Source organism: Aquitalea pelogenes, assembly GCF_041914625.1.
Taxonomy (GTDB): domain Bacteria; phylum Pseudomonadota; class Gammaproteobacteria; order Burkholderiales; family Chromobacteriaceae; genus Aquitalea; species Aquitalea pelogenes.
On sequence record NZ_JAYSDA010000008.1, the window covers coordinates 110,225 to 136,235 of the forward strand.

General features: G+C 55.5%; 26 protein-coding genes and 1 tRNA gene. 12 read left to right on the plus strand and 15 right to left on the minus strand.

Annotation, left to right across the window (positions count from 1 at the left end):
- Window positions 1–4 precede the first annotated feature (4 nt).
- From ACE3SE_RS08835 to ACE3SE_RS08865, 7 genes are all read right to left on the minus strand, one after another.
- Window positions 5–961: a DUF932 domain-containing protein gene (locus tag ACE3SE_RS08835; RefSeq protein ID WP_374554710.1), complete on the minus strand. Its 957-nt coding sequence runs from the start codon at window positions 959–961 to the stop codon at window positions 5–7.
- A 230-nt stretch (window positions 962–1,191) separates the two neighbouring features.
- Complete coding sequence (gene modC / locus ACE3SE_RS08840) at window positions 1,192–2,265, minus strand: molybdenum ABC transporter ATP-binding protein (RefSeq protein ID WP_374554711.1); 1,074 nt, start codon at window positions 2,263–2,265, stop codon at window positions 1,192–1,194.
- Window position 2,266: 1 nt separating this feature from the next.
- The gene (gene modB / locus ACE3SE_RS08845) at window positions 2,267–2,944 is read right to left on the minus strand and encodes a molybdate ABC transporter permease subunit (RefSeq protein ID WP_374554713.1); all 678 of its coding nucleotides are present in this window, start codon (window positions 2,942–2,944) and stop codon (window positions 2,267–2,269) included.
- A 14-nt stretch (window positions 2,945–2,958) separates the two neighbouring features.
- Window positions 2,959–3,762 carry a TSUP family transporter gene (locus tag ACE3SE_RS08850; protein WP_374554715.1) on the minus strand — a complete coding sequence of 268 codons (804 nt, stop codon included), beginning with the start codon at window positions 3,760–3,762 and terminating at the stop codon, window positions 2,959–2,961.
- Window positions 3,763–3,769: 7 nt separating this feature from the next.
- On the minus strand, window positions 3,770–4,540 hold the full coding sequence (gene modA, locus ACE3SE_RS08855) for a molybdate ABC transporter substrate-binding protein (protein ID WP_374554717.1): 771 nt from the start codon (window positions 4,538–4,540) through the stop codon (window positions 3,770–3,772).
- A 71-nt stretch (window positions 4,541–4,611) separates the two neighbouring features.
- Complete coding sequence (locus ACE3SE_RS08860; RefSeq protein WP_374554719.1) at window positions 4,612–4,896, minus strand: winged helix-turn-helix domain-containing protein; 285 nt, start codon at window positions 4,894–4,896, stop codon at window positions 4,612–4,614.
- Window positions 4,897–5,128: 232 nt separating this feature from the next.
- Entirely contained in the window at window positions 5,129–5,437 is a 309-nt protein-coding gene (locus ACE3SE_RS08865; protein WP_374554721.1) for a BON domain-containing protein, read from the minus strand.
- Between the two features lie 146 nt (window positions 5,438–5,583).
- Here ACE3SE_RS08865 and ACE3SE_RS08870 point away from each other — a divergent pair, with 146 nt between their 5' ends.
- The 7 genes from ACE3SE_RS08870 to arsB are packed head-to-tail and all read left to right on the plus strand — an operon-like array spanning window position 5,584 to window position 11,160.
- Window positions 5,584–5,919, plus strand: a complete 336-nt coding sequence (locus ACE3SE_RS08870) for an ArsR/SmtB family transcription factor (RefSeq protein ID WP_374554723.1) — start codon at window positions 5,584–5,586, stop codon at window positions 5,917–5,919.
- A gap of 19 nt (window positions 5,920–5,938) precedes the next feature.
- The gene (locus tag ACE3SE_RS08875) at window positions 5,939–6,421 is read left to right on the plus strand and encodes an ArsI/CadI family heavy metal resistance metalloenzyme (protein ID WP_374554725.1); all 483 of its coding nucleotides are present in this window, start codon (window positions 5,939–5,941) and stop codon (window positions 6,419–6,421) included.
- 38 nt (window positions 6,422–6,459) lie between these two features.
- Window positions 6,460–6,954: an arsenate reductase ArsC gene (locus ACE3SE_RS08880; protein WP_374554727.1), complete on the plus strand. Its 495-nt coding sequence runs from the start codon at window positions 6,460–6,462 to the stop codon at window positions 6,952–6,954.
- Between the two features lie 11 nt (window positions 6,955–6,965).
- Window positions 6,966–7,784, plus strand: coding sequence for an arsenite efflux transporter metallochaperone ArsD (gene arsD, locus ACE3SE_RS21255; RefSeq protein WP_445290649.1), 819 nt, complete (start codon window positions 6,966–6,968; stop codon window positions 7,782–7,784).
- 14 nt (window positions 7,785–7,798) lie between these two features.
- Window positions 7,799–9,571 carry an arsenical pump-driving ATPase gene (arsA, locus tag ACE3SE_RS08895; protein WP_374554729.1) on the plus strand — a complete coding sequence of 591 codons (1,773 nt, stop codon included), beginning with the start codon at window positions 7,799–7,801 and terminating at the stop codon, window positions 9,569–9,571.
- A 1-nt stretch (window position 9,572) separates the two neighbouring features.
- A complete protein-coding gene (locus ACE3SE_RS08900; protein WP_374554731.1) occupies window positions 9,573–10,076 on the plus strand; it encodes an arsenate reductase ArsC in 504 nt (167 codons plus the stop codon).
- A gap of 16 nt (window positions 10,077–10,092) precedes the next feature.
- Window positions 10,093–11,160, plus strand: coding sequence for an ACR3 family arsenite efflux transporter (arsB, locus tag ACE3SE_RS08905; protein ID WP_445290650.1), 1,068 nt, complete (start codon window positions 10,093–10,095; stop codon window positions 11,158–11,160).
- 199 nt (window positions 11,161–11,359) lie between these two features.
- Here the strand turns inward: arsB and ACE3SE_RS08910 are convergent, their stop codons facing one another.
- From ACE3SE_RS08910 to ACE3SE_RS08925, 4 genes are all read right to left on the minus strand, one after another.
- Entirely contained in the window at window positions 11,360–12,244 is an 885-nt protein-coding gene (locus tag ACE3SE_RS08910) for a DNA adenine methylase (RefSeq protein ID WP_374554733.1), read from the minus strand.
- A gap of 94 nt (window positions 12,245–12,338) precedes the next feature.
- Window positions 12,339–13,802, minus strand: a complete 1,464-nt coding sequence (locus ACE3SE_RS08915) for a hypothetical protein (RefSeq protein WP_374554734.1) — start codon at window positions 13,800–13,802, stop codon at window positions 12,339–12,341.
- 17 nt (window positions 13,803–13,819) lie between these two features.
- On the minus strand, window positions 13,820–15,538 hold the full coding sequence (locus ACE3SE_RS08920) for an AAA family ATPase (protein ID WP_374554736.1): 1,719 nt from the start codon (window positions 15,536–15,538) through the stop codon (window positions 13,820–13,822).
- A 1,124-nt stretch (window positions 15,539–16,662) separates the two neighbouring features.
- Window positions 16,663–16,752 (minus strand) — tRNA-Ser (locus tag ACE3SE_RS08925).
- Window positions 16,753–16,919: 167 nt separating this feature from the next.
- On the opposite strand from ACE3SE_RS08925, the gene ACE3SE_RS08930 reads away from it, so the two are divergent.
- Entirely contained in the window at window positions 16,920–18,098 is a 1,179-nt protein-coding gene (locus tag ACE3SE_RS08930; RefSeq protein ID WP_374554738.1) for a pyridoxal phosphate-dependent aminotransferase, read from the plus strand.
- A 75-nt stretch (window positions 18,099–18,173) separates the two neighbouring features.
- On the opposite strand, the gene ACE3SE_RS08935 is transcribed toward ACE3SE_RS08930, so the two are convergent.
- The 4 genes from ACE3SE_RS08935 to apbC are packed head-to-tail and all read right to left on the minus strand — an operon-like array spanning window position 18,174 to window position 20,780.
- A complete protein-coding gene (locus ACE3SE_RS08935; protein ID WP_374554740.1) occupies window positions 18,174–18,452 on the minus strand; it encodes a barstar family protein in 279 nt (92 codons plus the stop codon).
- A complete protein-coding gene (locus tag ACE3SE_RS08940; RefSeq protein WP_045845653.1) occupies window positions 18,443–18,895 on the minus strand; it encodes a ribonuclease domain-containing protein in 453 nt (150 codons plus the stop codon). Before ACE3SE_RS08940 ends, ACE3SE_RS08935 begins: the two co-directional genes overlap by 10 nt.
- A gap of 3 nt (window positions 18,896–18,898) precedes the next feature.
- Window positions 18,899–19,678, minus strand: coding sequence for a glutamate racemase (gene murI, locus ACE3SE_RS08945; protein WP_082695889.1), 780 nt, complete (start codon window positions 19,676–19,678; stop codon window positions 18,899–18,901).
- Window positions 19,679–19,688: 10 nt separating this feature from the next.
- Window positions 19,689–20,780 carry an iron-sulfur cluster carrier protein ApbC gene (gene apbC / locus ACE3SE_RS08950; protein WP_374554793.1) on the minus strand — a complete coding sequence of 364 codons (1,092 nt, stop codon included), beginning with the start codon at window positions 20,778–20,780 and terminating at the stop codon, window positions 19,689–19,691.
- A 358-nt stretch (window positions 20,781–21,138) separates the two neighbouring features.
- Between apbC and ACE3SE_RS08955 the strand changes: the two genes are divergently transcribed.
- The 4 genes from ACE3SE_RS08955 (at window position 21,139) to ACE3SE_RS08970 (ending at window position 25,771) form a co-directional block, all read left to right on the plus strand.
- A complete protein-coding gene (locus ACE3SE_RS08955) occupies window positions 21,139–22,398 on the plus strand; it encodes an MFS transporter (protein WP_082695888.1) in 1,260 nt (419 codons plus the stop codon).
- A gap of 146 nt (window positions 22,399–22,544) precedes the next feature.
- Window positions 22,545–24,605 carry a methionine--tRNA ligase gene (gene metG, locus ACE3SE_RS08960; protein ID WP_374554743.1) on the plus strand — a complete coding sequence of 687 codons (2,061 nt, stop codon included), beginning with the start codon at window positions 22,545–22,547 and terminating at the stop codon, window positions 24,603–24,605.
- Window positions 24,606–24,826: 221 nt separating this feature from the next.
- A complete protein-coding gene (locus tag ACE3SE_RS08965; RefSeq protein ID WP_045845657.1) occupies window positions 24,827–25,012 on the plus strand; it encodes a hypothetical protein in 186 nt (61 codons plus the stop codon).
- 138 nt (window positions 25,013–25,150) lie between these two features.
- Window positions 25,151–25,771 (plus strand): VC0807 family protein, encoded by a 621-nt coding sequence (locus ACE3SE_RS08970; RefSeq protein ID WP_374554745.1) that lies wholly within the window; start codon window positions 25,151–25,153, stop codon window positions 25,769–25,771.
- Window positions 25,772–26,011: the final 240 nt, after the last annotated feature.

A 26,011-nucleotide genomic window follows, 5' to 3' on the forward strand; every position in this document is an offset into this window, starting at 1 on the left:
GGCATCACTCCACCAAGGCCAAAGCATGCTCTAGCGCCTTGCCCTTCAACTGGGCCCCCTGACCGAACCAGGCCGAATCCAGCCGGTAGTCCTGACTACGGGCACGACGGCGATGGTCGACATACTCGGTCATCGCATTCACCAGGCCCCAGGCAGTACCACGAGTACCCGCCAACAGCGAGCCCATGCCGCCGCCGCTATACAGTGCCGACACCTGCTGCAGCGCCTTGGAGGTGACCGCATCCTCCGTGCCTTCCACCAATGGCTCATCCAATACTTCGCGGAAAAACTGGCAAGCCTCTTCCGGTGACACAGTACGCTGCGACAGCTGCTTGATGTTGCCGATGAATCGGTCCCAGGAAGACAGGCCAAGGCCCAGCGCATCCTTCACCTGCTGCGGGTCGAAGACAGTGGAGTGGGGCACCTTCACCGCACCGGTTCGGTCCTTCACTGCCATCTGCAGGGTGTTGTTACACACCACCCGTACTGAGGTGAACTGGGCTGTGGTACACAGCGTGCCGTCACAACTGGTGGCCAGCAGCAGATAGGCCTTCACCCGATCCCCGCCCTTGAGCATGGCTTCCTGCCCGGTCTTGGCCAGTGCCCATAGCTTGCGGCCACCCTTCAACACCCCAGCGGTTTCCAATTCAAAGCCACCGGCACTGACCAGGTCGCGATAGAACTCCAGCACTTCCGATGGCTGCACCACCTTATAACGCGGCGACACCACCGACAGTGGGGCCAGAGAGTCCGAGCGATACAGCACCTTGGAATCGGCAAACGGCCGGATGTGCATGCCGTCGTTCGCGACGTTGAACAAGACATCACTCTGCTCGATACGCCAGTCCATACCGGCTTCAGTTAGCCACACTTCCAGCGGCTGCTGAGGAGAAAGCGGATTGCCCAGACCGTGCCAGGGTGTGGCCCCGACAAAGGCCATGGATTCGATGAAATGGGACATGAGATCACTCCAATGAAAATGGCCCCCGTCAAGACGGAGGCCAGGGCATAAAGGACACCCGGAGTGGGTGTCGATGTGCGTGTTCAAGGAGGTGATATAGGGCTGAAAAAATCTGGATTACATTCGACAGTATGTCCGGCCAACGCTGTCGGTCAACAGGGAACTGGGCAATGGCAGGTTACACAGGACTTCCGCCGCTCCCCATTTACGCTCGCATCAGCCAGAACAGCCTACTCCATCAGTGCAACAGACTTTACCTGCACCCATAATGCCAGCCCGATGGTCAAACCCAATGACGCAGCAGCACGCTTGGTTAGCCTGGCCAATAACATGCTACGGCCAACCCGCACCCTCACTAAAGCCAGACCGGGATGGTCGTCATCAGCGATCCCATCAACGATGCCAGGCAGGATATTCTGGATGCTACTGTGCTCCGGAAAATCTAAAGTCAGACTTACGTCACGGGCAAGCACGCGAACCCGCACCGGCTGTCCGACCGACAGTCCACTATCCTTCGCCCACAGGCTACCTCCCTCGGTAAAGCCCACACGTGCCAAGTGCCACTCCTTGTCCACCGCTTCTACTGTGGCATCTAGGATGGCACCAGCATCCTCGCCTAGCCGGATCGGCAGATCGAGGCGGGTCAGGGTATCGGCTAGCGGTCCACTTACGAGCACCCGGCCACTGTCCATGACCACAAGGTGGTCGGCTAGTTTGGCTACTTCGTCCGGAGAGTGGCTGACATAGAGCACGGGAATGTCCAGCTCGTCATGCAGACGCTCAAGATAAGGCAGGATCTCCTGCTTGCGTTTCAGGTCCAGTGCCGCCAGCGGCTCATCCATCAGCAGCAGACGCGGGCTTACGGCTAGCGCCCGCGCAATGCTCACTCGTTGACGCTCACCACCAGACAGGTGATCTGCTTTTCGGTTGAGCAGATGGCCAATACCCAGTAGCTCGATGGCTTGGTCCAGGCTTACCTGCTGCTCACCTGAGAGGCGCTTGAGCCCATAACGCAGGTTGCCCATCACTGTCAGATGTGCAAACAGGCTGGCTTCCTGGAACACGTAGCCTATTGGCCGCTTGTAGGTCGGTAGCCAGTGTCCGGCATCCTGCCAGACTTCTCCCCCGACCGTGAGTCGTCCTTGTGATGCTCGCTCCAGACCCGCGATGCAGCGCAACAGCGTCGTTTTACCCGAGCCGGATGGCCCAAATAGTGCTGTGACACCCCGTGTCGGCAAAGTGAGATCGACATCAAGAACGAATTCCGACCAGTCAAGCCGGAAACGTGCCTCTATTGCGGTCATTTCAAGCTCCATTCTTCGGGGCTGGCCGCCAGGCGTATAGAGCTAACAGCACCAGGAAGGAAAAGGTCAGCAGCACCGCTGCAAGGTTGTGCGCCTGGGCGTATTCGAATGCCTCAACATGATCGTAGATTTGTACTGAGGCCACACGGGTAACGCCGGGCAGGTTGCCGCCGATCATCAGCACCACCCCAAACTCGCCCACGGTATGGGCGAAGGTCAGGATCGAGGCCGTCAAAAAACCCGGTACGGCCAACGGCACAACTACGGTAAAGAAGGCATCCAGTGGCGAAGCCCGCAGGGTAGCGGCCACTTCCAGTGGACGGTCGCCGACGGCCTCGAAGGCGGTTTGTAGCGGCTGTACCATGAAGGGCAGCGAGTAAAACACCGAGGCAAAGACCAAGCCCCAGAAAGTGAAAGGCAACGGTCCGATGCCCAATGCTTGGGTCAGCTGGCCGATCAAACCGTGTGGTCCCATTGCTAACAACAGATAGAAGCCAAGCACTGAAGGCGGCAGCACCAAGGGCAATGCCACCACAGCACCGATTGGCCGCTTCAACCAGGTCGTCGTGCGAGCCAGCCACCAAGCAATGGGCGTACCTACCAGCAGCAGGATTAGGGTCACGGTACCCGCCAAGCGCACAGTCAGCCAGATCGCCTGCAGGTCACTATCAGACAGCATTACCTCTCCTCTGGTTAGTGTGTGTGCTGGAAGGTCTTGATGGCAGAAACCAGCAGGACGACACCGAGCAAGCCCATCAGCAGACCTGTTGGCACCAAACCTAGCAGCATGCCCCCCACTGCCGCACCGAGGATCGAACCTGCTACCATCCAACGCATCAACTGACTTTCCTGCCGCAGTACAGAGAAAGCATTAGCACGGCTGTAGCGGGCGAAACCAACGACCATCGTCGGAAAGCTGACCATCAGCGACAGACTGCCGGCGAGCTTGATATCCAGGCCGTAGAGCAACACGATGGTAGGAATCAGCAACTCGCCACCGGCTACGCCCAGCAGGGCGGCCACGATACCAATACCTAAACCGGCCACCAAGCCGGCCACGAAGCGCGACGGTCCTGCCTCGAACAGTGGCGTCGCGCCAGCATGCATACCAGCCCACGCCTCCGACAGCATGACCAGCGAGAGGCCGACCAACAGCACCATGATGATGCGGTTGAGCCAGTGCCGGGGCAAAGTGATGGCATGGCCTGCCGCCCACCACGCGCCAACTAAACTACCCGCCAGCAGGTTCAACACAACATCAAGATGCGCCATGAGAATGCCAGGCGAGATGGTACCGCCGCGAAACAGTAATGCGGCGGTCACCACCACCAGACTCATTGCCTTGTTGAGAATGACAGCTTCAAGCGTACCCAAGCGGAACAAGCCGACCAGAACCGGTAAGCGGAATTCTGCGCCACCCAAGCCGATCAAACCGCCCAGTGTGCCAATCAGTGATCCGGCAATGAAGCCTTGGCCATTACGGGAATTAATACTCATGATAGGGCTACTTGCCAGCGACTTCGCCCGGCAGGACAAAGCCATACTTGGTCATCACGGCACGGGCCGGCTTGCTATCCATGTAGTTAGCAAATCGTTTGGCCAAGGCATTGCCTTCTGCACGTTTGGTGATGATGTAGCCTTGCTCCAATGGCGTATGCAATTTATCTGGAACTAGCCAATATCCCCCTTTGCTTGCCAGCTCAGGGTTGACCGCCAGAGACAAGGCAATGATGCCGACTTGAGCGTTACCAGTTTGTACGAGCTGTGCGGTGTGGGCGATGTTCTCGCCATAAACCAGCTTCGGCTCGACCTTTGCCCAGAGGCCGGCTGCTTGCAGGGCCTCAACTGCCCGCTTGCCATATGGGGCGTGCTTGGGATTGGCGATGGCAATATGGGTGATTTTTGAATCGGCTAGGCTGGCGAGCGTCATCTTGCGGGCATCCATGTCTGCACTCCACAGCACAATACTGCCAACAGCGTAAGCCTTGACCTCCGATGCGGCAAAGCCAGCCTTGGCTAGCTCACGTGGAAACGTAATGTCTGCGGAGAAAAATAAATCATAAGGCGCACCCTGCTGAATCTGGGTCTGGAATTTTCCCGAGGAGCCATAGACCACGTCCACATCATCAGCTGGAGTGGCCTTTTTGAAGGTGGCGACAATCTCGTCCATTGCGAACTTGAGGTCGGCAGCAGCGGCAATCGTGACTTTCTCGGCATGCGCCGATAGGGAGAATAGCAATGTGCAGACTGACAGCAGGTACTTGGCTGATTTCATGGGGCACCAAATCGTTAGGTCAAAAAAGACATAACGAATAGCATAATGAAATTGGGCATGGCCAGCCATAGTCAATCGGACGTAGGCTGATCGACCAAACGCTGCAGAGCAGCTAATTCATCCTTAGCTTCGAGGTTCAGTCGCGTTTCCAATGCATCATAGGCCGTGACAAGTTGCTGTCCAAGCGCTGTCAGCCGCGCACCACCACCGCCTTTTCCGCCTTTTGCGGTTTCTACTACCGGGGTGACAAAGCCTTGGTTCAGCGAGTCGATCAGTAGCCATGCCCGCTTGTACGGCACGCCGAGCGCTCTGGCCGCTGCCGAGATAGAGTGGGTTTCTCCGATTTTGCGTAGCAAGTCGATTTTGCCTGGGCCAACCGAGATACCGTCACCGATGTAAACTCGGGGGCGCACCAGGATGGCGGATGGTTGTTGTGAAAATAAGTGCATAGAGATCAGGACCGCTCAGAGTCATTTGCTGATCATGAATTCAGCTTTTGGGAGCATAAAGAAGAGCTGCACTTATATAAAGCAGTATGCGTGCAGGGTGCGATGTTGCCTGGCACGTCGCACCCGCCGATAACAATGTTTATTTAGCCATCATCATGTTGTTGAGGATGTTTTTTACCCCCGGCACATTCTGAGCAATCTCACCGGCACGCGCCATTTGCTGGTCGTCTGTCATGGTGCCTTCAATCGTGATATCCCCTTTCTGGTTGGTTACCACTAGGTTGAGCTTCGCCAAGTCCGGATCTTGATCCAGTGCGGCTTTGACCTGGTTAGCCAGCGCCATGTCTACAGCCTCCATCGTAGGTTGTTCAGCATAGGCCGGCAAAGCCGACATGGCAGGAGCTAGCAGGGCAGCCAGAACTGCGGCACGAGTGATGATCGACTTCATTCGGATTTTCCTTTCGTAGGGATGAACAACATTTCCCCTCAGCAAGAGAGGTGGCCTTATCGCATCTGCCAGGCTGACCGGCCTGTCATTTCGACATTTTTGGAATTATACTTGACCAATTGCTACGATTCGATGAATATAGAAACATGGAAACGAAAAACGCTGTCACCCTACTCGCTGCTCTGGCGCAGGAAACCCGCTTGTCGATCTACCGCTTGCTGGTGCAACAAGGACCGGAAGGCTTGGCTGTTGGTCAGATCGGAGAGCGCTTAAGCGTAGCCAATGCCACGCTGTCCTTCCACCTGAAGGAATTGAGCCGTGCCGGCTTGCTGAATGCGCGCCAGGAAGGACGATTCATTTACTACTCGGCCAACTACGACCAGATGACTGACTTGTTGGGCTATCTGACCGAGAACTGCTGTCGTGGCGAGCCATGTGAAGCGGGTGCGGCACTGCCCGATTGTGACGGTACTTGTCAGTAAGGTAACGAGGAGTCTTGCCATGAAGCGCTTTCACCTCCACGTAGCTGTCAACAATCTAGAAGACAGCATCCGGTTCTACTCGGCACTGTTCCATGCTGCGCCATCCGTGCAGAAGGACGATTACGCGAAGTGGATGCTGGAAGATCCGCGCATTAACTTCGCCATTTCACAGCGGGGTGCTGAGCCAGGATTGGATCATCTGGGCATCCAGGTGGAGAGCGAAGAAGAATTGGCACAACTGCAAAGCCAACTACAGCAGGCAGATATCAGCATGGTGACCCAGACGCAGACCGGCTGTTGTTACGCCAGGTCGAATAAGCACTGGGTGACCGACCCATCTGGCATTGCTTGGGAAAGCTATCACTCGTTGGCGTCCATTCCAACCTTCCATGGCGAGCCGGAAGCATCCACTGACGCGGCTATCGCATGCTGCGCTCCCAAGTCAGCCCTTGCACAGCCCGCACCGCAAGCCTGCTGCACGCCAGGTGGCAGCTGCTGCTAACGCATCCCGCATTTCCACTCATCGAAGAGAACACCACTATGAGCAATCAACCGGTTAACGTCCTGTTCCTGTGCACGGGCAATTCTTGTCGCTCCATCCTTGGCGAGGCCACTTTCAACCACTTGGCCCCTGCAGGCTGGAAAGCCATGAGCGCCGGCAGTCAGCCGACAGGCCAAGTGCATCCGCGCTCGCTGGCATTGCTGGCACGCGAAGGCATTGCGACCGAAGGCTATGTCAGCAAGTCCTGGGACAATCTGCCGGCCACGCCCGATATCGTCATTACCGTGTGTGCCAGTGCCGCTGGTGAAACCTGCCCGGCCTACCTCGGCCCTGTTCTGCGTACCCACTGGGGAGTGGAAGACCCTGCCCATGTCACTGGTACCGATGCAGAAATCGATGCTGCCTTCATGACGGCCTACCGCATTCTGCGTACCCGCATTGAAGCCTTGTTGGCCTTGCCGCTGGCTGAGCTGCAGCAGGATCGCGCTCGCTTCAAAGCCGAACTGGATCGCATCGGCACCCTGCTGCCGTAAGGATGACAGCCATGAACGAAAACAAAAGCTATCACCAACTGATTGCCGACCATGTCTTCCTCGGTGGCGCAAGCGATGTCGCGGCCATGGTAGAACAGGACGGTGTGCAAGTGATTGTGGATCTGCGCGAAGAGTCCACTGGCTGCGCGACCGCCGCACCAGGTGTGATCTGGACCAAGATTCCCTTAGGCGATGATGCGGCACAGGATCAGGTTGCCCTGTTCAAGAATGCCATCGATGCGGTGGTTGCTGCCTATCGCGCAGGCCAGAAAGTGGGCTTCCATTGTGGTGGCGGTAAAGGCCGTACCGGTACCGTCGCCGTGGGCGTCCTGCTGGAGCTTGGCCTGTGCCAGACCCAGGAAGAAGCCGAGGCGAAAGCCAAGACCATTCGTCCAGTCATCAGCCTGAAGCCGGCACAACGCGCAGCCCTGATGCAGCTCTACCCACAGACACAAGAAAGAACAGCCATGAAAACCATCCAGATTTTTGATCCGGCATTGTGCTGCAGTACCGGTGTATGTGGCGTGGACGTTGACCAGGCGCTGGTGAGCTTCTCCGCTGACGTAGATTGGGCCAAACAGAACGGTGCCCAGATCGAGCGTTTTAACCTCGCGCAGCAGCCGCTGGCCTTTGCCGAGAATGCCACTGTCAAAGCCTTCCTGGAGCGTAGCGGACAAGAAGGGCTGCCGCTGATCCTGGTTGATGGCGAATTGGCGATGGCAGGTCGTTACCCGCGCCGTGCCGAACTGGCACGCTGGGCCGGCATCAGCCAACTTGCAGTCGAAGCGAAACCGGCATCTGGCTGCTGCTCCGGCAGTAGCTGCTGCTAAGCGGGAGAGTGGCGATGCGCTTCCTTGATCAAGCTCCGCGCTTTCTGTTTTTTACCGGCAAGGGCGGAGTCGGAAAAACCTCCATTGCCTGCGCCACAGCAGTGCAGCTGGCTTCCTCTGGCAAACAGGTGTTGCTGGTCAGTACTGATCCGGCTTCCAATGTGGGACAGGTGTTTGGTATCAGCATCGGCAATCACATCACGGCAATCCCTGCCGTGGTGAATTTGTCAGCACTGGAAATTGATCCGCAAGAGGCGGCGCAAGCCTACCGCGATCGCATTGTGGGACCGGTACGTGGCGTATTGCCGGATGCCGTGGTGCGGGGCATTGAAGAGCAGCTGTCAGGGGCCTGTACCACTGAGATTGCCGCCTTTGATGAGTTCACCGCCTTGTTGGTGGACTCCGCTTTGACCGCAGCTTTTGACCACATCATCTTCGATACCGCCCCTACCGGTCACACCATCCGCCTGCTGCAACTGCCGGGAGCCTGGAGTGGCTTTCTGGAAGAAGGTAAAGGCGATGCCTCCTGCCTTGGCCCGCTGGCTGGCCTGGAGAAACAGCGGACGCAGTACAAGGCAGCCGTTGAGGCGCTGGCCGATCCACAGCGTACCCGGCTGGTTCTGGTGGCCCGTGCACAGCGCGCCACGCTGCGCGAAGTGGCAAGAACGCATGAAGAGTTAGCTGCAATCGGCCTGTCACAACAATATCTGGTGATCAATGGTCTGCTCCCCGCGTCAGCCATTGAACAGGATGCGCTGGCCGCTGCAATCGCCACCCGCGAGCAACAAGCACGCGCTGAAATGCCGGCAGTATTGCAAGGTCTACCAACCGACACCATCGCACTGAAGCCATTTAACCTGGTTGGGCTGGATGCATTGCGTGGTTTATTGGTCGATGACCATGCAGCGACTGCGCAAGTGGCGCTTCCGCCGGTCACACTGCTGAATGCGCCAAGTCTGTCCACGCTGGTTGATGAGATTGCTGCAGATGGCCACGGGCTGGTGATGCTGATGGGGAAAGGCGGTGTAGGGAAGACCACGCTAGCCGCTGCCGTCGCCGTCGAGTTGGCACAACGTGGTCTCCCCGTGCATCTGACGACCTCGGACCCGGCCGCCCATCTGGCGGAGACACTGGAGGGTTCACTGCCCCACCTGACTGTCAGCCGTATTGATCCGCATGGCGAAACCGAGCGCTACCGCCAGCAAGTGCTTGCCAGCAAGGGAGCCAAACTGGATGCAGAAGGCCGCGCCCTGCTGGAAGAGGATCTGCGCTCACCCTGCACGGAAGAGATTGCTGTGTTTCAGGCCTTCTCTCGCATCATCCGCGAAGCCGGCAAGAAGTTTGTGGTGATGGATACGGCACCGACAGGCCACACCTTGCTGCTTCTGGATGCTACCGGAGCTTACCATCGTGAAGTCTCCCGCCAGATGGGTAACAAGGGTCTGCATTTCACCACGCCGATGATGCAGTTGCAGGACCCCAAACAGACCAAGGTACTGATTGCCACACTGGCGGAAACCACTCCGGTGCTGGAGGCAGCCAATCTGCAGCAAGATTTGCGCCGTGCCGGCATTGAGCCTTGGGCCTGGGTGATCAACAACAGTGTGGCGGCCAGTCAACCCAGCGCTGCCTTGCTGCGGCAGCGTGCGCTAAACGAGTTGAAGGAAGTGGATGCAGTGGCAACGCATCATGCCAAGCGTTATGCCGTGGTGCCACTGCTGAAGCAGGAGCCTGTCGGTGTGGAGCGACTGTTACAACTGGCCCATCTGGCCAAGCAGGGAGACTGACATGAGCGACAAGATCTATAACGTCCTGTTCATCTGCACTGGCAATTCCGCACGCAGCATCATGGCTGAAGTCATCATGAACCAGCTGGGGCGGGAGCGCTTTCATGCTTATAGTGCCGGCAGTCACCCACGTGGTGAAATTCACCCTATGACACGGGAAATCCTGTCCGAGCAGCGTTACAACCTGGGAGAGCTGCGCAGCAAAAGTTGGGACGAATTTGCCCAGCCGGATGCACCGCTGATGGATTTCATCTTCACCGTTTGCGATAACGCTGCAGGAGAGGCTTGCCCGGCCTGGCCGGGGCAGCCGATCACTGCGCACTGGGGATTTGCCGATCCGGCCACTGTTCAAGGCAATCATGACAAGCAGCACAAAGCATTCATGACTGCCCAAATGCAAATCGCCAATCGCATTCGCTTATTCCTGAGCCTACCCATCGACAAAATCGATCGTATGTCCTTGCAAGCCAAGCTGCGCACGCTTGGTCAACAACAAGAAACTTGATACTAAGGAGTTCAAATTGTCAGCACAGTGCGAAGTAACGGCCAAGAAGGCTGCCGCCCTCCCGATGAGCGTGTTTGAACGCTATCTCACGCTGTGGGTATTTACCTGCATTGTGATCGGGATTGGGCTGGGGCAATTTCTGCCCGGCGTTTTTCAGGCTATCGGCAAGATGGAAGTGGCCCAGGTTAACCTGCCAGTCGGTTTGCTGATTTGGGTGATGATCATCCCCATGCTAGTAAAGGTGGATTTTGCTGCCTTGCACGAGGTACGCCAGCATGTACGCGGTATTGGCGTGACCTTGTTCGTGAATTGGCTGGTCAAACCTTTCTCCATGGCATTCCTCGGCTGGCTATTCATCCGCCACCTGTTCGCCCCGATGCTGCCGGCAGAGCAACTGGACAGCTATATCGCCGGTCTGATTCTGCTGGCTGCTGCGCCGTGTACCGCCATGGTCTTCGTGTGGAGCCGACTGACTAACGGCGACCCCTTGTTTACCCTGTCGCAAGTAGCACTGAACGACAGCATCATGGTAGTGGCCTTCGCGCCGCTGGTTGGCTTCCTGCTAGGGATTTCAGCCATTACCGTGCCTTGGGATACCTTGCTGGTCTCGGTTGGGCTTTACATCGTGATTCCGGTGATTCTGGCCCAACTGTGGCGCAAAGCACTGCTGAGCAAGGGGCAGGCGGCATTCGATGCTGCCATGGCCAAGATCGGCCCTTGGTCGATTTCAGCCCTGCTGGCAACGCTGGTGCTGTTGTTTGCCTTCCAGGGTGAGGCCATTCTGCAGCAGCCGCTGGTGATTGCCTTGCTGGCCGTGCCTATCCTGATCCAGGTGTTTTTTAACTCGGCACTGGCCTACTGGCTGAACCGTGCAGTCGGCGAAAAACACAATGTGGCCTGCCCATCCGCACTGATTGGTGCATCGAACTTCTTCGAGCTGGCCGTGGCTGCTGCCATCAGCCTGTTTGGTTTCCACTCGGGTGCAGCTCTGGCTACGGTAGTGGGGGTACTGATTGAAGTGCCGGTGATGCTGCTGGTGGTCAAGGTTGTGAATCAGAGCAAGGGTTGGTACGAGCGAGCATAAGCAACGCGGGAACTGCTTAAAGCGACGAAATGGCTGCTTTCCATTGGAAGGCGGCCATTTTTATTTCCGAGGGGTGAATCTGCTATGGCCGACGACCAGCCGCTGTTCCAGGCGGAAAGGCAGTTCGTCGGCCAAAGCCGCCCCTCGTTATCCAGAAGAAAGATGGCGGCTTCCTCTTTGAAAGCCGCCATTAATGTATCTAGCAAACGAAGGGCGATTCAACCAACAACTGCGCCTGCTTGCCTAACTGTCGCTCAGGAATTAGCAGTTCATTCGAGAAGATCATCACTTCTTCCCCAACTTTCTTCTGCTGTGCGGTGTACTGCAACGAGTACTCGATCATCCGGAAATCCTTATAGATTTCGCGTATTTGATCAGCATTGTCATACGAAACAATCCAGTTCCGAATTTCAGACCCACGCAACGCTTCCATGATCTCAACATGGTCATCGTGCGAGTAGAAGTTCCGGTACAAGTCCTGCCCTTTCACGTAATACGGAGGGTCAAGATAAACGAGAGCATTCTCATGTATATCAGTAGGCAAACTACGAATCAGGTCTGCCGTATCACGGTTATGCAGCACAATCCGTGACTCATACCCAGCAATATTGTTGATACGTCCCAACAAATCGGCTTTCTGATAGCGCACATCCAACTTCCACTTACCGGCCTGTCCTTTGCCACCAATCACACCGGCCTTCAGGATACCGGACCGATTTGTTCGATTCAGGAAAAACGTCGCAAAACCCAACTCCAGCAAGCTATGGTTCACAGGGTCGGCGATGATCGCTTTTTGCTCATGCCAAGTCGCCATATCCACCGGCGTATCATTGATAAGTGCGCACAAAGCATCGGTCTCGTACAGCACAGAGTGCCAGAAGCCATGCACGGCTGGATCGATATCGTTGATATGAATCTTGCGTACGTACTCCTGCATCAGCAGCTCGATAGCCACACCTGCCCCGCCTGCGTAAGGCTCGACATAGTGGCCATCATGAAGATTATTCTCTTCAATCAAGGCCTTAACGTAATAAGCCAGCTTACCCTTACCACCCGGATAGCGTAGCGGCGTATAAAAGGCCATTCCAATCCCATCATCTACAACGACTCAACAGCGCGGAGAATACCACGCAAGCAGCAAGTCTGGGCAGCTTTCACTTTGCGTGGTAAGCATCCCCTCACTTCTGCATCTCTGGTGACCAAAGTGCTTCAAACAATGGTTGGAAGTTGTCCCACTCCCCGTTAACGATGTCGCGCGTCGGAATCTGATGTTGGTTGTGCACGTACTGATGAATTGTCCCTTTTGCGTTCAATTTATCCTTTGAAACCGCACAAATTGAAGATACCTGAGCACCAGTCAGCCGCTTCTGCTCCTTCAGAAAATCACAACACATGACAACTTTGTCATGCAAACCAGGTGTTCGCGTAGGATCCTTGCTCTTCAGTCCCTGTTTTTCAATCAAGGTTGAGACAGATGAATCCAAGAATACTCGCAGCATCACAGCAATCGAAAACGGTGCATCGTCGTGGCTCATCTTGCTCTTCAGTTCACGGAAGATCTGAGCACATTTCTTATCATTCGCACCAAAATGCAGCTTGACACTAGCCGGAATTAAAACGCTACGATTCAACTTAGGAACAGGAGCTGAGGTAACACCACTACCTGATACAACTTCTGTTTTAACCGGAGAAGCTGGCTCCCGGTTTTTGCCATCAGTTTTATCGCTTTCTTCTTCTGGGGTATTAAGAACCGACTCAGGATTATTCACTACTCCTGGGTTAACTGGTTTTGGATCAGTAAGCAACCATGCCTGACTCTGCAATTCAGGCTCAATCTCTATCCCAAGGTCAGTAAGATAATCAGAACGATTGTCTACCGTGTAAATTCGTTTCACATTGAACTCGGGTTTATTCTTTCCCGGTTCAATTTCAGTCATATTTTCCAGAACCTTTTTAAAATTATTTAAAAAAACTTGATAAGGCAACTTGCTATAAAGTTTCCCATCCACAGCTACCAACCCAAAGCGCCCCCGAGCGCTTTTATCACCAAAAAGACGACCCAAGTTAGTTGCATAAATAAACTTCTTACGCGAAAGAATATCTTCATACTCTTTTTCATGTATCAATATAAAATCATACAACTGATTTTGGTATGAGCTCTTTCCATGCTTTGCCTGATAACGATCAGCCTCAGGAGTTGTCCAACGTTCACGACCAACGCCCTTGTTGTCTCCTGTATGCTTTAAGCTGACCCAATGCTCATAACTTTCATCATCAAAAATTACACAATTAACTCTTGTTACATCATGGATCGCTGCATCTTTTATTTTGATAAAAATCTTTCTAATGCGATCTTTTTCAGCTAGCTCTGGGCGCGCCAACAACTTCAGAGCTGTAGTGCGACGATTCCCCTCCGCCACAACAAAAAAACCAGCCTCTTCTGAGCTTTTATAAACCATCAAATTCTCTGATGGGTCCATGCCCTTGGCTGCGATATCTTTTGCAAGCCTAATTATTTTCTCTTCTTGAAGCTCCAACATAAGATTGATAGCAGCACGCTGCCCAACAACCTCTTCTGGAAAACGTGGGTTTTCCAAATCCAGAAGCAACTTACTGACAGCCAGTGATTTAATTTCAGACATAACCTCTCCAACCAATATCAAATATAGCCGTTAATTTTTTCACTGCCCACACCATAACCTCGCATGAGAACATGTTTTATGGCCGTCTCAAATTCCTTCCTAAATTTCTCCACTTCATCTTTTCTACTTGCCTGCCAAATCCTAAACGGATTACGAGCTACCTTCCCGTGTATCACACCTTGTATATTTTTATCATTATAAAACTTCTTAAAAAGATCTCTAATTGGTTCATCGCCAGGTGATTTTTCTTTGGAGTCTTTCACGATAGCCGCCTGCAAATCAAACCCATCTAGATCATCTAATTCAATTCCCAATCTTGTAATTATTTTGTTTGCACACCTAACAAATACAGACTTTGTAAAGCCAATTTCACTCCCTTTCCAGTAGTCATCACCTGGCGGCAGTCTCACAAGGCAGTCAAATACAAGCTGATCAGGCGGGACCCCGCCTGGCAACTTGACGACATTATTTATATTGCCAACACCAGAAACATCTGCATCAAAAACAATGACACTCCTAGCGTGAAACTCAGGTATTTTCTTCTTTATTAATTCCAAGTAATTTTTACACCCAATCTTCACGCCTTTCATCAGGTTAATTTTCTGACGAACAGTAGGTCTTATCAGGGAACAGAAAAAATCAAAGGCCTCATCATCCTCAAAATAAATATTTGGTTTTGGCAATGAAAACTCATTCGACAAAACCAAAGTTTTAACCATTAGGTCGGCATATATTTCTGGCCAAGAAAAATTCTCTTTAGCCTCAACCTTTCCATAGCTATCAGTCAGATAAATAGTCTTATAATCTCCAGGTGCCTTTCCAGCAAGAGCTAACGTCTCTTCAATCATAAGTGGAGAATGCGTTGTCATAACCACCTGCAAAGACAAGTCTTTAGCTATTTTTGACAAAACCTTAATAAATTCCACTTGCGCACCCGGGAAAAGCCCTGCATCCGCTTCATCTATGAGTAAAATACCACCATGATAGTCATCATACTCATCCTTCAGTTTCTTGAATGAAAACAATGCCTGAAGCATTTGACCAACATTATCCTCGCCAGAGGAAACACATTCATGATTGTAACTTTTACCATGAGCAACCACTGACTTGATACTACCCTTCGTTGCCGTTATTTTTGAACTTTTTACAGTGGTAAGAATTTGATTATTCAACTTCATAAACTCACCTGAAATACTGTCAAAATAAGCAACATCCTCTGCAGAATAATCAGTCCTATCAGCAATCGGCATGAGTCTGTTCAATCCTAAATAAATAACAGGATGAGTGATATTCCTACTGGAATTTGCATCATTAGTGACCGTATTCCCACGAACAACCGGCCTTGGCGCACGTCTATCAGTCGAATTAACAAGAGTTAATTTGACATTTAATTCTTTATTTTCACCACCATCAAAGACGTTAATTTCTACATCCATAGAGCCACTTGGGTCGCTATCTTTAGATATTTTAAAATGCTCTCTCGGATTCGACTTAAACGATTTATTACGTATCGTTTTAAAAGAAGACAAATCTCTATGTGGTGACTTTGTAACATCCTTATCAAAACTAAACGCCTGCGCAATAATACCTAGTATTGTAGATTTCGATGTTCCATTTTTGCCGCAAATAACAGTCAACCGCTTACCAAATTTAATATCAACATTCTGCAGCCCGCGGAAATTGTTGACACAAACAGAATTAAGAACAGTTATATTTTTTAACACAAATTCATCCATCAATTAAGTTGTTTGGCATTAAATGCAAATTCTTAACCACTCGGCGGAAAGCATCTATGAAGCACTCATTCTGTCAATGGAATCATAGTGACTGCTCAATCCCTTGGTTTTCGGAATATCACATTCAACGTCACCGGACATTGTGCTCCCCCCTTGATCAAGAGGGGGCAAGTACCTTGGGCGACGGAGACCCTGCAGCAGACATCCAAAACCTGTATGCCCGAAACGGAGACAAGTTCAATGGCGATATATCCGCGCTGGTTGGGCTGGATACGGCCAGCGGCAAACAGTCGGTACGGATCTTCTCGCTGCGAGGCGCTCACCTTCTCGGCATACTGGCCAAAACCGATCAAGCAAAGGCATTCCGTCACAGAGAACTCAATGTACTAACGCAAAAGGATAATTCCATTGATTATATTGCCCCGTCATCGCAAATGTCTTGCGAGATGCCGAAATTTAACGTCCAGTCGCCACGGCAACATCCAGTCCGAGCCGGTACCGCTGGACGCCGTCGTCGTCCGCCGCGAAGAGCTGGCCGCCATCCTCACCGCCGCGGCGCATCGCCTGGCAGGCTGACCCATCGCGCCAGACGCAAAAAGCCGGACAGTGTGGGCTGTCCGGCTTTGTCTGAATCGCCACGACTCTTGTAGGCAGGCCCTGACCTAGGAAAAATGGCAATGGCCGGTCTGTAAACAGAACCGGCCATATTTCTTTGAAGGACTCACCGACCGCTTTGGCCGACAACCCGCCTCCTTGTGGAGCAACAAGCAGATCAGTCAGTAGAGCGGCCCGCCGTTTGTAGGGGGCACCGTGTTGATGGATGTGCTGGTGCTAATTGATCCAAGCACGTTCATGCTGGTGGGGGTGATTTATGTGCGTTTCGCCAATGAGATCGCTGGGGCAGAGCACTCATGCGCACTGATATCAGATGATGCCTGTGTGCTCAAACACTGGTTTGGTTACCAGTAGCCGGGATTAGCAGTTGAAGCTATGTCTCATCATCTAGCCAAAATGGTGCAATGTTGTGCCGAGAAAGCAAATGGTTAATGGCATACCTGATGGCATACTGACTGAAGTAAAAAACAAAAAAGCCCTTGATTTCTCAAGGGCTTAGCTGTTTGGTCTGGCGGAGAGGGAGGGATTCGAACCCTCGGTACGCTCGCACGTACGCCTGATTTCGAGTCAGGTACATTCGACCACTCTGCCACCTCTCCGACTCAGAGATGCGCAGTGTATTGGTGGAGGTGCTTCCTGTCAATAGCATCTGCATGAAAGCGCTGTTTTCGGGGCCGGAAGTGGGTCTGGCGAGAGTAGTCAGGCCTCTTGGTGGTGGGCTTGCAATGGGCTTGCTACACTCAGCGGCTTATCAGGCAGCTGCCGCATGCAGGCTGTAGCACAGGGGATTGCAGTGAAACTATCAAGCAGGATGGATGGCGTGGCGCCATTTCAGGTGATGGCCATTCTGGAGCGGGCGCGGGCCTTGCAGGCAGAGGGCCGTGATGTGATTCATCTGGAAGTGGGCGAGCCGGATTTTGCCACCCCACACGCCATTGTAGAGGCGGGACGGCAGGCGCTGGCGGATGGTCATACTTTCTATACTGCGGCGCAGGGCCTGCCGCAATTGCGCGAAGCCATCGCCGGTTTTTATCAGCAGCGCTATGGCGTGACGGTGGATGCGCGTCGCATTATCGTGACGCCGGGTGCGTCGGGCGCCTTGCAGATTGCCTTGTCCTTGCTGGTCAATCAGGATGATCAGGTGCTGATGGCCGACCCTACCTATCCCTGCAACCGGCATTTTGTCAGCCTGCTGGGTGGTGAGCCGGTTTGCCTGCCGGTGGGGCCGGATACCCGCTATCAGTTGCTGGCTGATGGTGTGGATGCCGCCTGGGGCGAGCGAACGGTGGCGGCCATGGTGGCCAGCCCGGCCAACCCGACCGGGACATTGCTGAGCGCAGACGAGCTGGCGGCACTGAGTGCCAGCTGCAAGCAGCATGGCGGCAGCCTGATTGTGGACGAAATCTATCATGGCCTGACTTATGGCTGTGATGCGGCAACTGCGCTGGCAGTGGACCCGGATGTATTTGTGATCAACAGCTTTTCCAAGTATTTCCAGATGACGGGCTGGCGGCTGGGCTGGCTGGTGGTGCCGGATGATTATGTTGAACCGGCATTGCGCCTGGCACAGAACCTGTTCCTGTGCCCGCCGGCGATGGCGCAATATGCGGCGCTGGCGGCTTTCCAGCCGCAGGTGATTGCCGAGCTGGAACAGCGCCGTGCCGAGTTTGGTCGGCGTCGGGATTTCCTGTTGCAGGCGCTGCCGCAACTGGGATGGCAGCTGCCGGTGCAGCCTGAAGGCGCGTTTTATCTGTATGCCGATGTCAGCGCGGTAACGGATGACAGCTTTGCCTACTGTGCGCGTTTGCTGGAGGAGGTGAACGTGGCCATCACGCCCGGAGCGGACTTTGGCCAGTTTGGCGCGGCCCGCCATGTGCGCGTGGCTTACACCACTGGCATCGACCGGCTGGCTGAGGCGGTGGCGCGGATTGCCAGCCTGGGCTGATGGGGCCGGTGACGGGTGATCAACAAAAAGGCTGCCGGAAAGGCAGCCTTTTTGCTGGAGTGCGAGCGACAACGTTCAGTGGTGAATGTCCAGCGTCACATCGCCACGTTCTTCCGCTACCGATTGCAGGATTTCCAGCAGTGTGGCGTAGACATCGGCTCCCAGTTTGCTGCGGGATAGCTCGGTGTCGCGCCAGACAATTTCAAACGGGCCGCTGACATCGCCGCTCAGGCTGTCGTACAGGGCATCCAGATTGCGGCCGAAGTGGGCCGGCAAGTGCAGCTGGCGGCTGATTTCATCGTAAAACTGTTCCAGTGACGTGATCTGTTGCAACTGGCAGATGGTTACTGACATGCAGGCACCTCGATAAAGCGCTGGTAGTGATCGACAGAAACAAAGCGCTGGCCGGCACGGGAAAATACCAAGCGATTGGCACCACGCTTGCCACCTTTATAGTTCAAATCCGCTTCCTGCCATTGCCCCTTCGGCAGCTGCTTTTCGTAATTGCCAAACCGGTCTCCACCAATGGATTTGCCTTGCAGGGCGGGCACGCTCCACAGGCTGCGGCCCGGTTGCCAGCCTGCGGCTTGCGCCTGACGCTTGGGAATGAACTGATCCGGCAGGCGGCCGGTTTGTTTCAGTGCCTGCAATACGTTGCCAAGTTCGGCTGTGTCCAGCCGGTTGCCGGTTTGCTGGTTCACCATGCCGGCCACATCGCTGCACCGGGGCAAGGCCCAGGCTGCGGGGGCGAGTAGGGTGGTGAGCAGCAGTGCTTGCAAGACGTGACGTAGCCGCATGTTTTACTCCAGATTCAGGGATTCGACAGCATGGCCGTGACCGATCAGCAATGGCAGCATGCTGGCCATGGGCTGGGTGTCCGGCGCGGTGGTGATGAAACGGTAGCAGCGATCGCCAATACTGTCGCTGCCATGTTGTTGCAGCAGCGAGTCCACGCGCCGGGCAATGGCCTCGGCCGGGTCGTACAGCGCAATCTGCTCGCCGGTCAGCTCGCGGATCAGCGGTGACAGAAAGGGATAGTGCGTGCAACCCAGAGCGATGTGGTCGATGTTTTCCTGTAGCAGCGGCTGCACCACGGCGGCAACCCGGGCGCGGGTGAGAGCGCTGTCGAGCTCTCCCGCTTCCACCTGTTCCACCCAGCCCACACCGGGGCGACGCAGTACTTCCACCTCCCCGGCATGTTTGTCCAGCAGTGCCTGTACCCGTTCGCTGGCCAGCGTGGCCTGGGTGGCTAGCACGGCAATGCGGCCGGTCCGGCTGGCTGCCGCAGCCGGCTTGATGGCCGGTTCCACGCCGACGATGGGAATGGGCAGGTGCTGGCGCAGCGCGGCCACGGCGGCGGTGGTGGCGGTATTGCAGGCCACCACCAGCAAGCTGGCACCCTGGCTGTGCAGGTAGCGGCCGACTTTCAGGCTGCGCTCGATGATTTCGGCCTTGCTGCGTCCGCCATAGGGGCAGTAAGCCTGATCAGCCAGGTAGGTAATGGGCCAGTCAGGCAGGGTAGCCTGAACGGCACGCCAGATGGATAGCCCACCCAGCCCGGAGTCGAACATCGCAATCATGCTGTGCGGCTTAGTTGTTCTGGATGACGATCTTGGGGAACTTGCCGGAGAAGTCCTGGGCCTTTTCGCCCACCTTCACCGCCAGTTTGCGGGCAATGTCCTTGTACAGGGCGGCCACGTTGCCATCCGGGTCGGCAGCGACGGTGGGTTTGCCCTGGTCTACCGCCAGGCGGATACCCATGTCCAGCGGCAGTGAGCCCAACACCTCCACGCCAAAGTCGGCTGCCATGCGCGCAGCACCGCCTTCGCCGAAAATGTGTTCGGCATGACCGCAGTTGCTGCAAACATGGATGGCCATGTTTTCCACCATGCCCAGAATGGGTACACCCACTTTCTGGAACATGGTGACGCCCTTGCGGGCATCCAGCAGGGCAATGTCTTGCGGCGTGGTGACAATCAAGGCACCCGTCACCGGTACTTTTTGCGACAGGGTGAGCTGGATGTCACCGGTACCCGGCGGCATGTCGATGACCAGATAATCCAGATTGTCCCAGCGGGTGTCATTCAGCAGTTGTTGCAAGGCCTGGCTCACCATCGGGCCGCGCCACACCATGGCCTGGTCGGCATCTACCAGATAGCCGATGGACATGGTCTGGATGCCGTAATTGATGATGGGTTGCAGGCTCTTGCCATCCGGCGTTTCCGGGCGTTGGCCTTGCAGGCCCAGCATCAGTGGTTGCGACGGACCGTAGATGTCGGCATCCAGAATCCCTACGCGTGCCCCTTCGGCTTGCAAGGCCAGCGCAAGGTTGACCGCCGTGGTGGATTTGCCCACCCCGCCCTTGCCGGATGCCACGGCAATCACGTTTTTCACGCCAGGCAACAGGGGAACGCCGCGCTGGGCTGCGTGGCTGGTAATCTGGCTTCTCACGCTTACATTCAATGCACGGCCTGCCGCGACGGATTGCAAGGCAGTGCGGAATTCTTCGGCCACCCGTGCAAACTGGCTGGCGGCCGGATAGGCCAGTACCACGTCCAGCGACAGCTGATCAGCGCTGATCTTGATGTTCTTCACTGCCTTGGCGGCAACATAGGTTTTACCGGTATTGCTGTCGGTCAGGCCGGCAACGGCCTCCAGCACTTGGGCGTCGGTCAGGGTCATGGTATCGGCTGCGCTATCTGCGTCCGGCTTGTTGCCGAACAGCTTGGTCAGTTTGGAGAGCATGGGGGCGATGGAAGTGGGTGAATACCCGACAATTTTACTATGTTTTTGGGACAGCGGTGTTGTCCCTTCTGTAAGTGGGCATGTTACTCCCGCGCGCCTGTGCTGGCTATGGGTTTGGCCTTGGGCAAGTTGTGTCTGCAATTATTGCTTCATCTTGAATTAATTTGCCGCAAGCACTTGATCTGTGTAGAATTCCCGGCTTTTTTTCGTGCGCTGGCTGCTGTTTTCTGCCACGCCCGGGTTCGGCCCTGTCAGGCCGTGGCCATGATCTTTGTTGCCAAGAAAGGTTGTTGTCTTGCAGTCCAAACATGTTTCCCTCAGCGCGGCGAATCTGCTGTTTCCGCTGGCGCTGGTTTTGTTCGAATTTGCCGTTTATATCGCCAATGACATGGTGCAACCCGCCATGTTGCAGGTTACCCGCGAGTTTCTGGTGGGCAGCAGCTGGGTGCCCACTTCCATGACGGCTTTTCTGGTTGGCGGTGCCTTGTTGCCCTGGCTGACCGGCCCCCTGTCGGACCGTATCGGTCGTCGCCCGGTACTGTTGTTCGGCGTGGCCTTTTTCATGCTGTCCTGCCTTGCCACTTATCTGGTTCATTCCATCGAAGCTTTCATTGCGCTGCGCGTGGTGCAGGGCATGGGCTTGTGCTTTATCAATGCGGTGGGCTATGCCGCAGTACAAGAGGCATTTGAGGAAACCACGGCAGTCAAGGTAACCGCGCTGATGGCCAATGTGGCGCTGATTGCACCACTGGTCGGCCCGCTGGCTGGTGCCGCGCTGGTGGAAATCGCCCCCTGGCGCAGTTGCTTCCTGGTGATTGCCGCGCTGGCTGGTCTTGCCCTGCTGGGGCTGGTGTGGAAGATGCCGGAAACCGTGGTGCCGGGTCAGAACCGCCAGCCCTTGACGCAGATGGGGGCCGATTACCTGCGCTTGCTGAAACAGTCGCGCTTTGTGCTGTCTGCGCTGTGCATTCCACTGCTGGCCCTGCCGCTGATGGGCTGGATTGCCTTGTCGCCGGTACTGCTGGTGCGTGACCTTGGCATGAGTACTGTGGAATACGGCCTGATGCAGCTGCCGGTATTTGGCGGGCTGATTGCCGGCAACTTTGCGCTGGCCATGGTGGCGGATCGCTGGCCGCTCGGTCGTTCGGTCTTTGTCGGCATGGGCCCGATTGTTGGCGGCCTGCTCTTGATGCTGGCTGGTGTGCTGTTCACCGCCGAGCCGGTGTGGCTGATGGTGGCCGGCATGAGCCTGATGAGTTTTGGCGAAGGACTGAGCTTTGGTGTGTTGTACCGCTTTGCCCTGATGTCATCCCCGGTGGCCAAGGGCACGGTATCGGCCGCCATGAGCATGTTGTCGATGGCTGGCTATGCACTGGGTATCGAGCTGTTCCGTCTGGCTTATATGGCTGGTGGTATGGCCGGCTTTGCCGCTTGCTCGGTACTGACTGCCGTGTTGTTCGTTCTGCTGGCGCGCCGCACCGTGCCGCAGGCCATGGCCGAGCGCGCCGCACCGGCCGATTACCTGCCGCTGGAGCTGCAGGGCCAGAACAGCTGAACCACGATTTTCCCTGCACCAGGCACCCGGTATGATGGCTTTTATCGCCCATCCACCGGGTTTTTGCCGAACAGTGCCGTGACCGGTAAGGCGATACGGCTCTATAATCGACGGCTTGAGATCGCTTACCATCAGGAACACCCACAATGAGCAAACGCAAGATTCTGGTAACCAGTGCACTGCCTTACGCCAACGCGGGGCTGCATCTGGGCCACATGCTGGAACAGATCCAGACCGACGTCTGGGTGCGTTTCCAGAAAATGCGCGGGCACGAATGCTATTACGTGTGCGCGGACGACACCCACGGTGCCCCCATCATGCTGGCCGCCGAAAAGCAGGGCATCACCCCGACCCAGCTGGTGGATGCAGTACGCGAGCTGCATCTGGCTGATTCGCAGGGCTTCCTGATTGGCCACGACAACTACTACAGCACCAACAGTCCGGAAAACAAGGCATTCGCCGAGCAGGTGTACAAGGCCCTGCGTGCGGATGACAAGATTTCCAGCCGTACCATCGAGCAACTGTTCGACCCGGAAAAACAGATGTTCCTGCCGGACCGCTTCGTCAAGGGCGAATGCCCCAAGTGTGCCGCCAAGGACCAGTACGGTGACAACTGCGAAGTGTGCGGTGCCACTTACAACCCGACCGAACTGAAGAACCCGTACTCGGCGGTATCCGGTGCCAAGCCGATACTGAAAACCTCCGAACACTATTTCTTCCGCCTGGGCGAGTGTGCCGACTTCCTCAAGGGCTGGACCAGCGGCAGCAGCACCCGTGTCGATGGCGTGAGCCAGCCGCACCTGCAGCCCGAGTCGCTCAACAAGATGAACGAGTGGATCGAAGGCGGCCTGCAGGACTGGGACATCAGCCGCGATGCACCGTATTTCGGTTTTGAGATTCCGGATGCGCCGGGCAAGTACTTCTATGTGTGGCTGGATGCGCCGATCGGCTACATGGCCAGCTTCAAGAACCTGTGCGACAGCAAGGGCATCGATTTTGACGCCTGGTTCAAACCGGATTCGGACGCCGAGATGTATCACTTCATCGGCAAGGACATCCTGTACTTCCACGCACTGTTCTGGCCGGCCATGCTGCATTACTCCGGTCTGCGTGCGCCCACCGGCGTGTTTGCCCACGGCTTCCTCACTGTGGATGGGCAGAAGATGTCCAAGTCGCGTGGCACCTTCATTCAGGCCAAGAGCTATCTGGACTGCGGCCTGAACCCGGAATGGATGCGCTACTACATGGCCGCCAAACTGAATGGCCGCATCGAAGACATCGACCTCAACCTCAATGACTTCGTGGCCCGCGTGAATTCCGACCTGGTGGGCAAGTATGTCAACATCGCCAGCCGCTCCGCCGGTTTCATCAGCAAGCGCTTTGGCGGCAAGCTGGCCGACAGCGTGGCCGATACCGCCATCCTGCACAAGCTGCAAGCTGCTGCGCCGGAACTGGCTGCCGCCTTTGAGGCACGTGAATACGCCAAGGCACTGCGCGACGTGATGACACTGGCCGATGAGGTGAATGCCTACGTCGACGCCAACAAGCCGTGGGAACTGGCCAAGCAGGAAGGGCAGGACGCACGCCTGCAGGAAGTCTGCACCGTGCTGATCAACGCCTTCCGCCTGCTCACCATCTACCTGAAGCCGGTACTGCCCAAGCTGGCCGAAGGCGTGGAAGCCTTCCTTGGCGTGGCGCCGCTGGCCTGGTCCGATGCCGACAGCCTGCTGTTGGGCAATACCATCAATACTTATCAGCACCTGATGCAGCGCATCGACCCGGCGCTGATCGACAAACTGATCGAAGCAAACAAACAGAATATGCAAGCCACCAGCAATGCCCCGGCTGCCACTGCTTACGAGCCGCTGGCCGATACCATCAAGATCGACGACTTTGCCAAGGTAGACCTGCGCATCGGTAAAGTACTGGCCTGCAACTTTGTTGAAGGTTCGGACAAGCTGCTGCAGTTCACTGTGGACCTGGGCTTTGAACAGCGCAATATCTTCTCCGGCATCCGTTCTGCCTATCAGGAACCGGAAAAGCTGGTGGGCCGCAATGTGGTGGTGGTGGCCAACCTGGCCGAGCGCAAGATGCGCTTTGGCGTGTCGCAAGGCATGATCGTCTGCGCCTCCGGTGCTGACGACAATTCCGGCCTGTTCCTGCTGGACGTGGATCAGGGCGCGGCACCAGGCATGCGTATCGGTTAAGCGGACTGCGTTTCGCACCCATACAGCCCTGCCCTTGATGTGGCAGGGCTTTTTCTTTGTTGTGCCAGAAAAACGTCATGAATGTGTCATTTGGGGCTGTTAGAGTCATTCCCCATAAAGATGTGGAACTATATTGTTGGCTTATTTGTCAATAACGTGTTAAACCTTTAGATCAAACTAAAATTTTGTCGCAATGATAAAAAAAACAAGGAAATATAAAAATGCAAATCTCTCAATTGAAACCGGGTTACACCGTACTTGAGCATAAAGACAGTGGCGATATCGTCCACTACACCGTCGTCAGCATCCGCCAGGTAGGCAAGATGTTTGAAGTGACATTCCAGTCGGTACTTGGCCTCGCCAGTGCCTTCTACCCGGCCAACGGCTTCATCCACGCAGCCGCCTGAGCCCGCACACCGACCCGACGAACCCGGGTCGATATCAAGCAAAGCACCCCGCCGTTGGCGGGGTTTTTGTTTTCCGGTGCGCGTGACTTGGATTCTGCCGTATCATGACTGTCTGCGTGTTTCCCAGCCCTTTTCTCCATGACCCGCCTGTATCAACTGCTTCCCGAACTGCTTGCCAACTTTGTGTTGCCCTGGCTGTGTTATCGCTGGGCACAGCCGCAATGGGGCGAAACTGCCGGGCTGATTGCATCTTCCTTGCCGCCCATTGCCTGGAGCGTGGTCGAGTTGCTGCGCTTTCGCCGTATTGATGCGCTCAGTCTGCTGGTACTGGGCGGCATTGCCTTGTCCTTGCTGGCCATCTTGCTCGGTGGCAGTCCGCGGGTATTGCTGATGCGCGAATCCTTGCTGTCCGGTTTGATTGGCCTGGCATTCCTGCTCTCATTGTTGCTGCCCAAGCCGCTGCTGTTCTATCTGGCGCGTGCAACGGTGGCGCGTGAATCAGCCGAAGGGGAGTGGCGGTTTGATGTGCGCTGGCAGGAAGCAGCCTTTAGGCGCGGCATTCGCCAGCTCACCTTGCTCTGGGGCGGGGGATTGTGTGCTGAAACGCTGTTGCGTGCCTTGCTGATCTGGCAGTTGCCAGTGGAGCGTTTCCTGATTGTGTCGCCCTTTGTCAGCTACGGCATCATGGGCTTGCTGCTGGCCGGTACCTGGCTGGGCCGGCGCCGTTTGCGGGCCAGCAGCCCCCTGTCTGTTTCCTGAGGGCAAAAAAAGAGGCCGCCTGGGGAGGCGGCCTTGAATTTCCGTGATGAACACTTAGGAGAATACGTGCTGCACACCTGAGGGGGTGGCGCAGAACGATTCGAACTGCACTGGCTACCTGTCTGTCGCACGTTCACCGCAAGAACGGTGACGGGATGTGCGGCGGGCTGCCAAGCACTCTTGGGGCAGAAGTGATTGGCGGTAACACAGGTATAACTTTAGGCCAGCAATGTTGAGAAG

Coding starts and splice junctions, on each gene's coding strand:
- ACE3SE_RS08935 (WP_374554740.1), bottom strand. CDS start 18,452: ATGTCAGTAACCATCTGCCAGTTGCAACAGATCACGTCACTGGAACAG.
- ACE3SE_RS08920 (WP_374554736.1), bottom strand. CDS start 15,538: ATGGATGAATTTGTGTTAAAAAATATAACTGTTCTTAATTCTGTTTGT.
- arsA (WP_374554729.1), top strand. CDS start 7,799: ATGCGCTTCCTTGATCAAGCTCCGCGCTTTCTGTTTTTTACCGGCAAG.
- ACE3SE_RS08870 (WP_374554723.1), top strand. CDS start 5,584: ATGGAAACGAAAAACGCTGTCACCCTACTCGCTGCTCTGGCGCAGGAA.
- ACE3SE_RS08875 (WP_374554725.1), top strand. CDS start 5,939: ATGAAGCGCTTTCACCTCCACGTAGCTGTCAACAATCTAGAAGACAGC.
- ACE3SE_RS08835 (WP_374554710.1), bottom strand. CDS start 961: ATGTCCCATTTCATCGAATCCATGGCCTTTGTCGGGGCCACACCCTGG.
- ACE3SE_RS08865 (WP_374554721.1), bottom strand. CDS start 5,437: ATGAAGTCGATCATCACTCGTGCCGCAGTTCTGGCTGCCCTGCTAGCT.
- arsD (WP_445290649.1), top strand. CDS start 6,966: ATGAACGAAAACAAAAGCTATCACCAACTGATTGCCGACCATGTCTTC.
- modC (WP_374554711.1), bottom strand. CDS start 2,265: ATGACCGCAATAGAGGCACGTTTCCGGCTTGACTGGTCGGAATTCGTT.
- ACE3SE_RS08940 (WP_045845653.1), bottom strand. CDS start 18,895: ATGCGGCTACGTCACGTCTTGCAAGCACTGCTGCTCACCACCCTACTC.
- ACE3SE_RS08930 (WP_374554738.1), top strand. CDS start 16,920: ATGCAGGCTGTAGCACAGGGGATTGCAGTGAAACTATCAAGCAGGATG.
- murI (WP_082695889.1), bottom strand. CDS start 19,678: ATGATTGCGATGTTCGACTCCGGGCTGGGTGGGCTATCCATCTGGCGT.
- apbC (WP_374554793.1), bottom strand. CDS start 20,780: ATGACCCTGACCGACGCCCAAGTGCTGGAGGCCGTTGCCGGCCTGACC.
- ACE3SE_RS08880 (WP_374554727.1), top strand. CDS start 6,460: ATGAGCAATCAACCGGTTAACGTCCTGTTCCTGTGCACGGGCAATTCT.
- ACE3SE_RS08965 (WP_045845657.1), top strand. CDS start 24,827: ATGCAAATCTCTCAATTGAAACCGGGTTACACCGTACTTGAGCATAAA.
- metG (WP_374554743.1), top strand. CDS start 22,545: ATGAGCAAACGCAAGATTCTGGTAACCAGTGCACTGCCTTACGCCAAC.
- ACE3SE_RS08910 (WP_374554733.1), bottom strand. CDS start 12,244: ATGGCCTTTTATACGCCGCTACGCTATCCGGGTGGTAAGGGTAAGCTG.
- modA (WP_374554717.1), bottom strand. CDS start 4,540: ATGAAATCAGCCAAGTACCTGCTGTCAGTCTGCACATTGCTATTCTCC.
- ACE3SE_RS08900 (WP_374554731.1), top strand. CDS start 9,573: ATGAGCGACAAGATCTATAACGTCCTGTTCATCTGCACTGGCAATTCC.
- ACE3SE_RS08850 (WP_374554715.1), bottom strand. CDS start 3,762: ATGAGTATTAATTCCCGTAATGGCCAAGGCTTCATTGCCGGATCACTG.
- ACE3SE_RS08915 (WP_374554734.1), bottom strand. CDS start 13,802: ATGTCTGAAATTAAATCACTGGCTGTCAGTAAGTTGCTTCTGGATTTG.
- ACE3SE_RS08970 (WP_374554745.1), top strand. CDS start 25,151: ATGACCCGCCTGTATCAACTGCTTCCCGAACTGCTTGCCAACTTTGTG.
- modB (WP_374554713.1), bottom strand. CDS start 2,944: ATGCTGTCTGATAGTGACCTGCAGGCGATCTGGCTGACTGTGCGCTTG.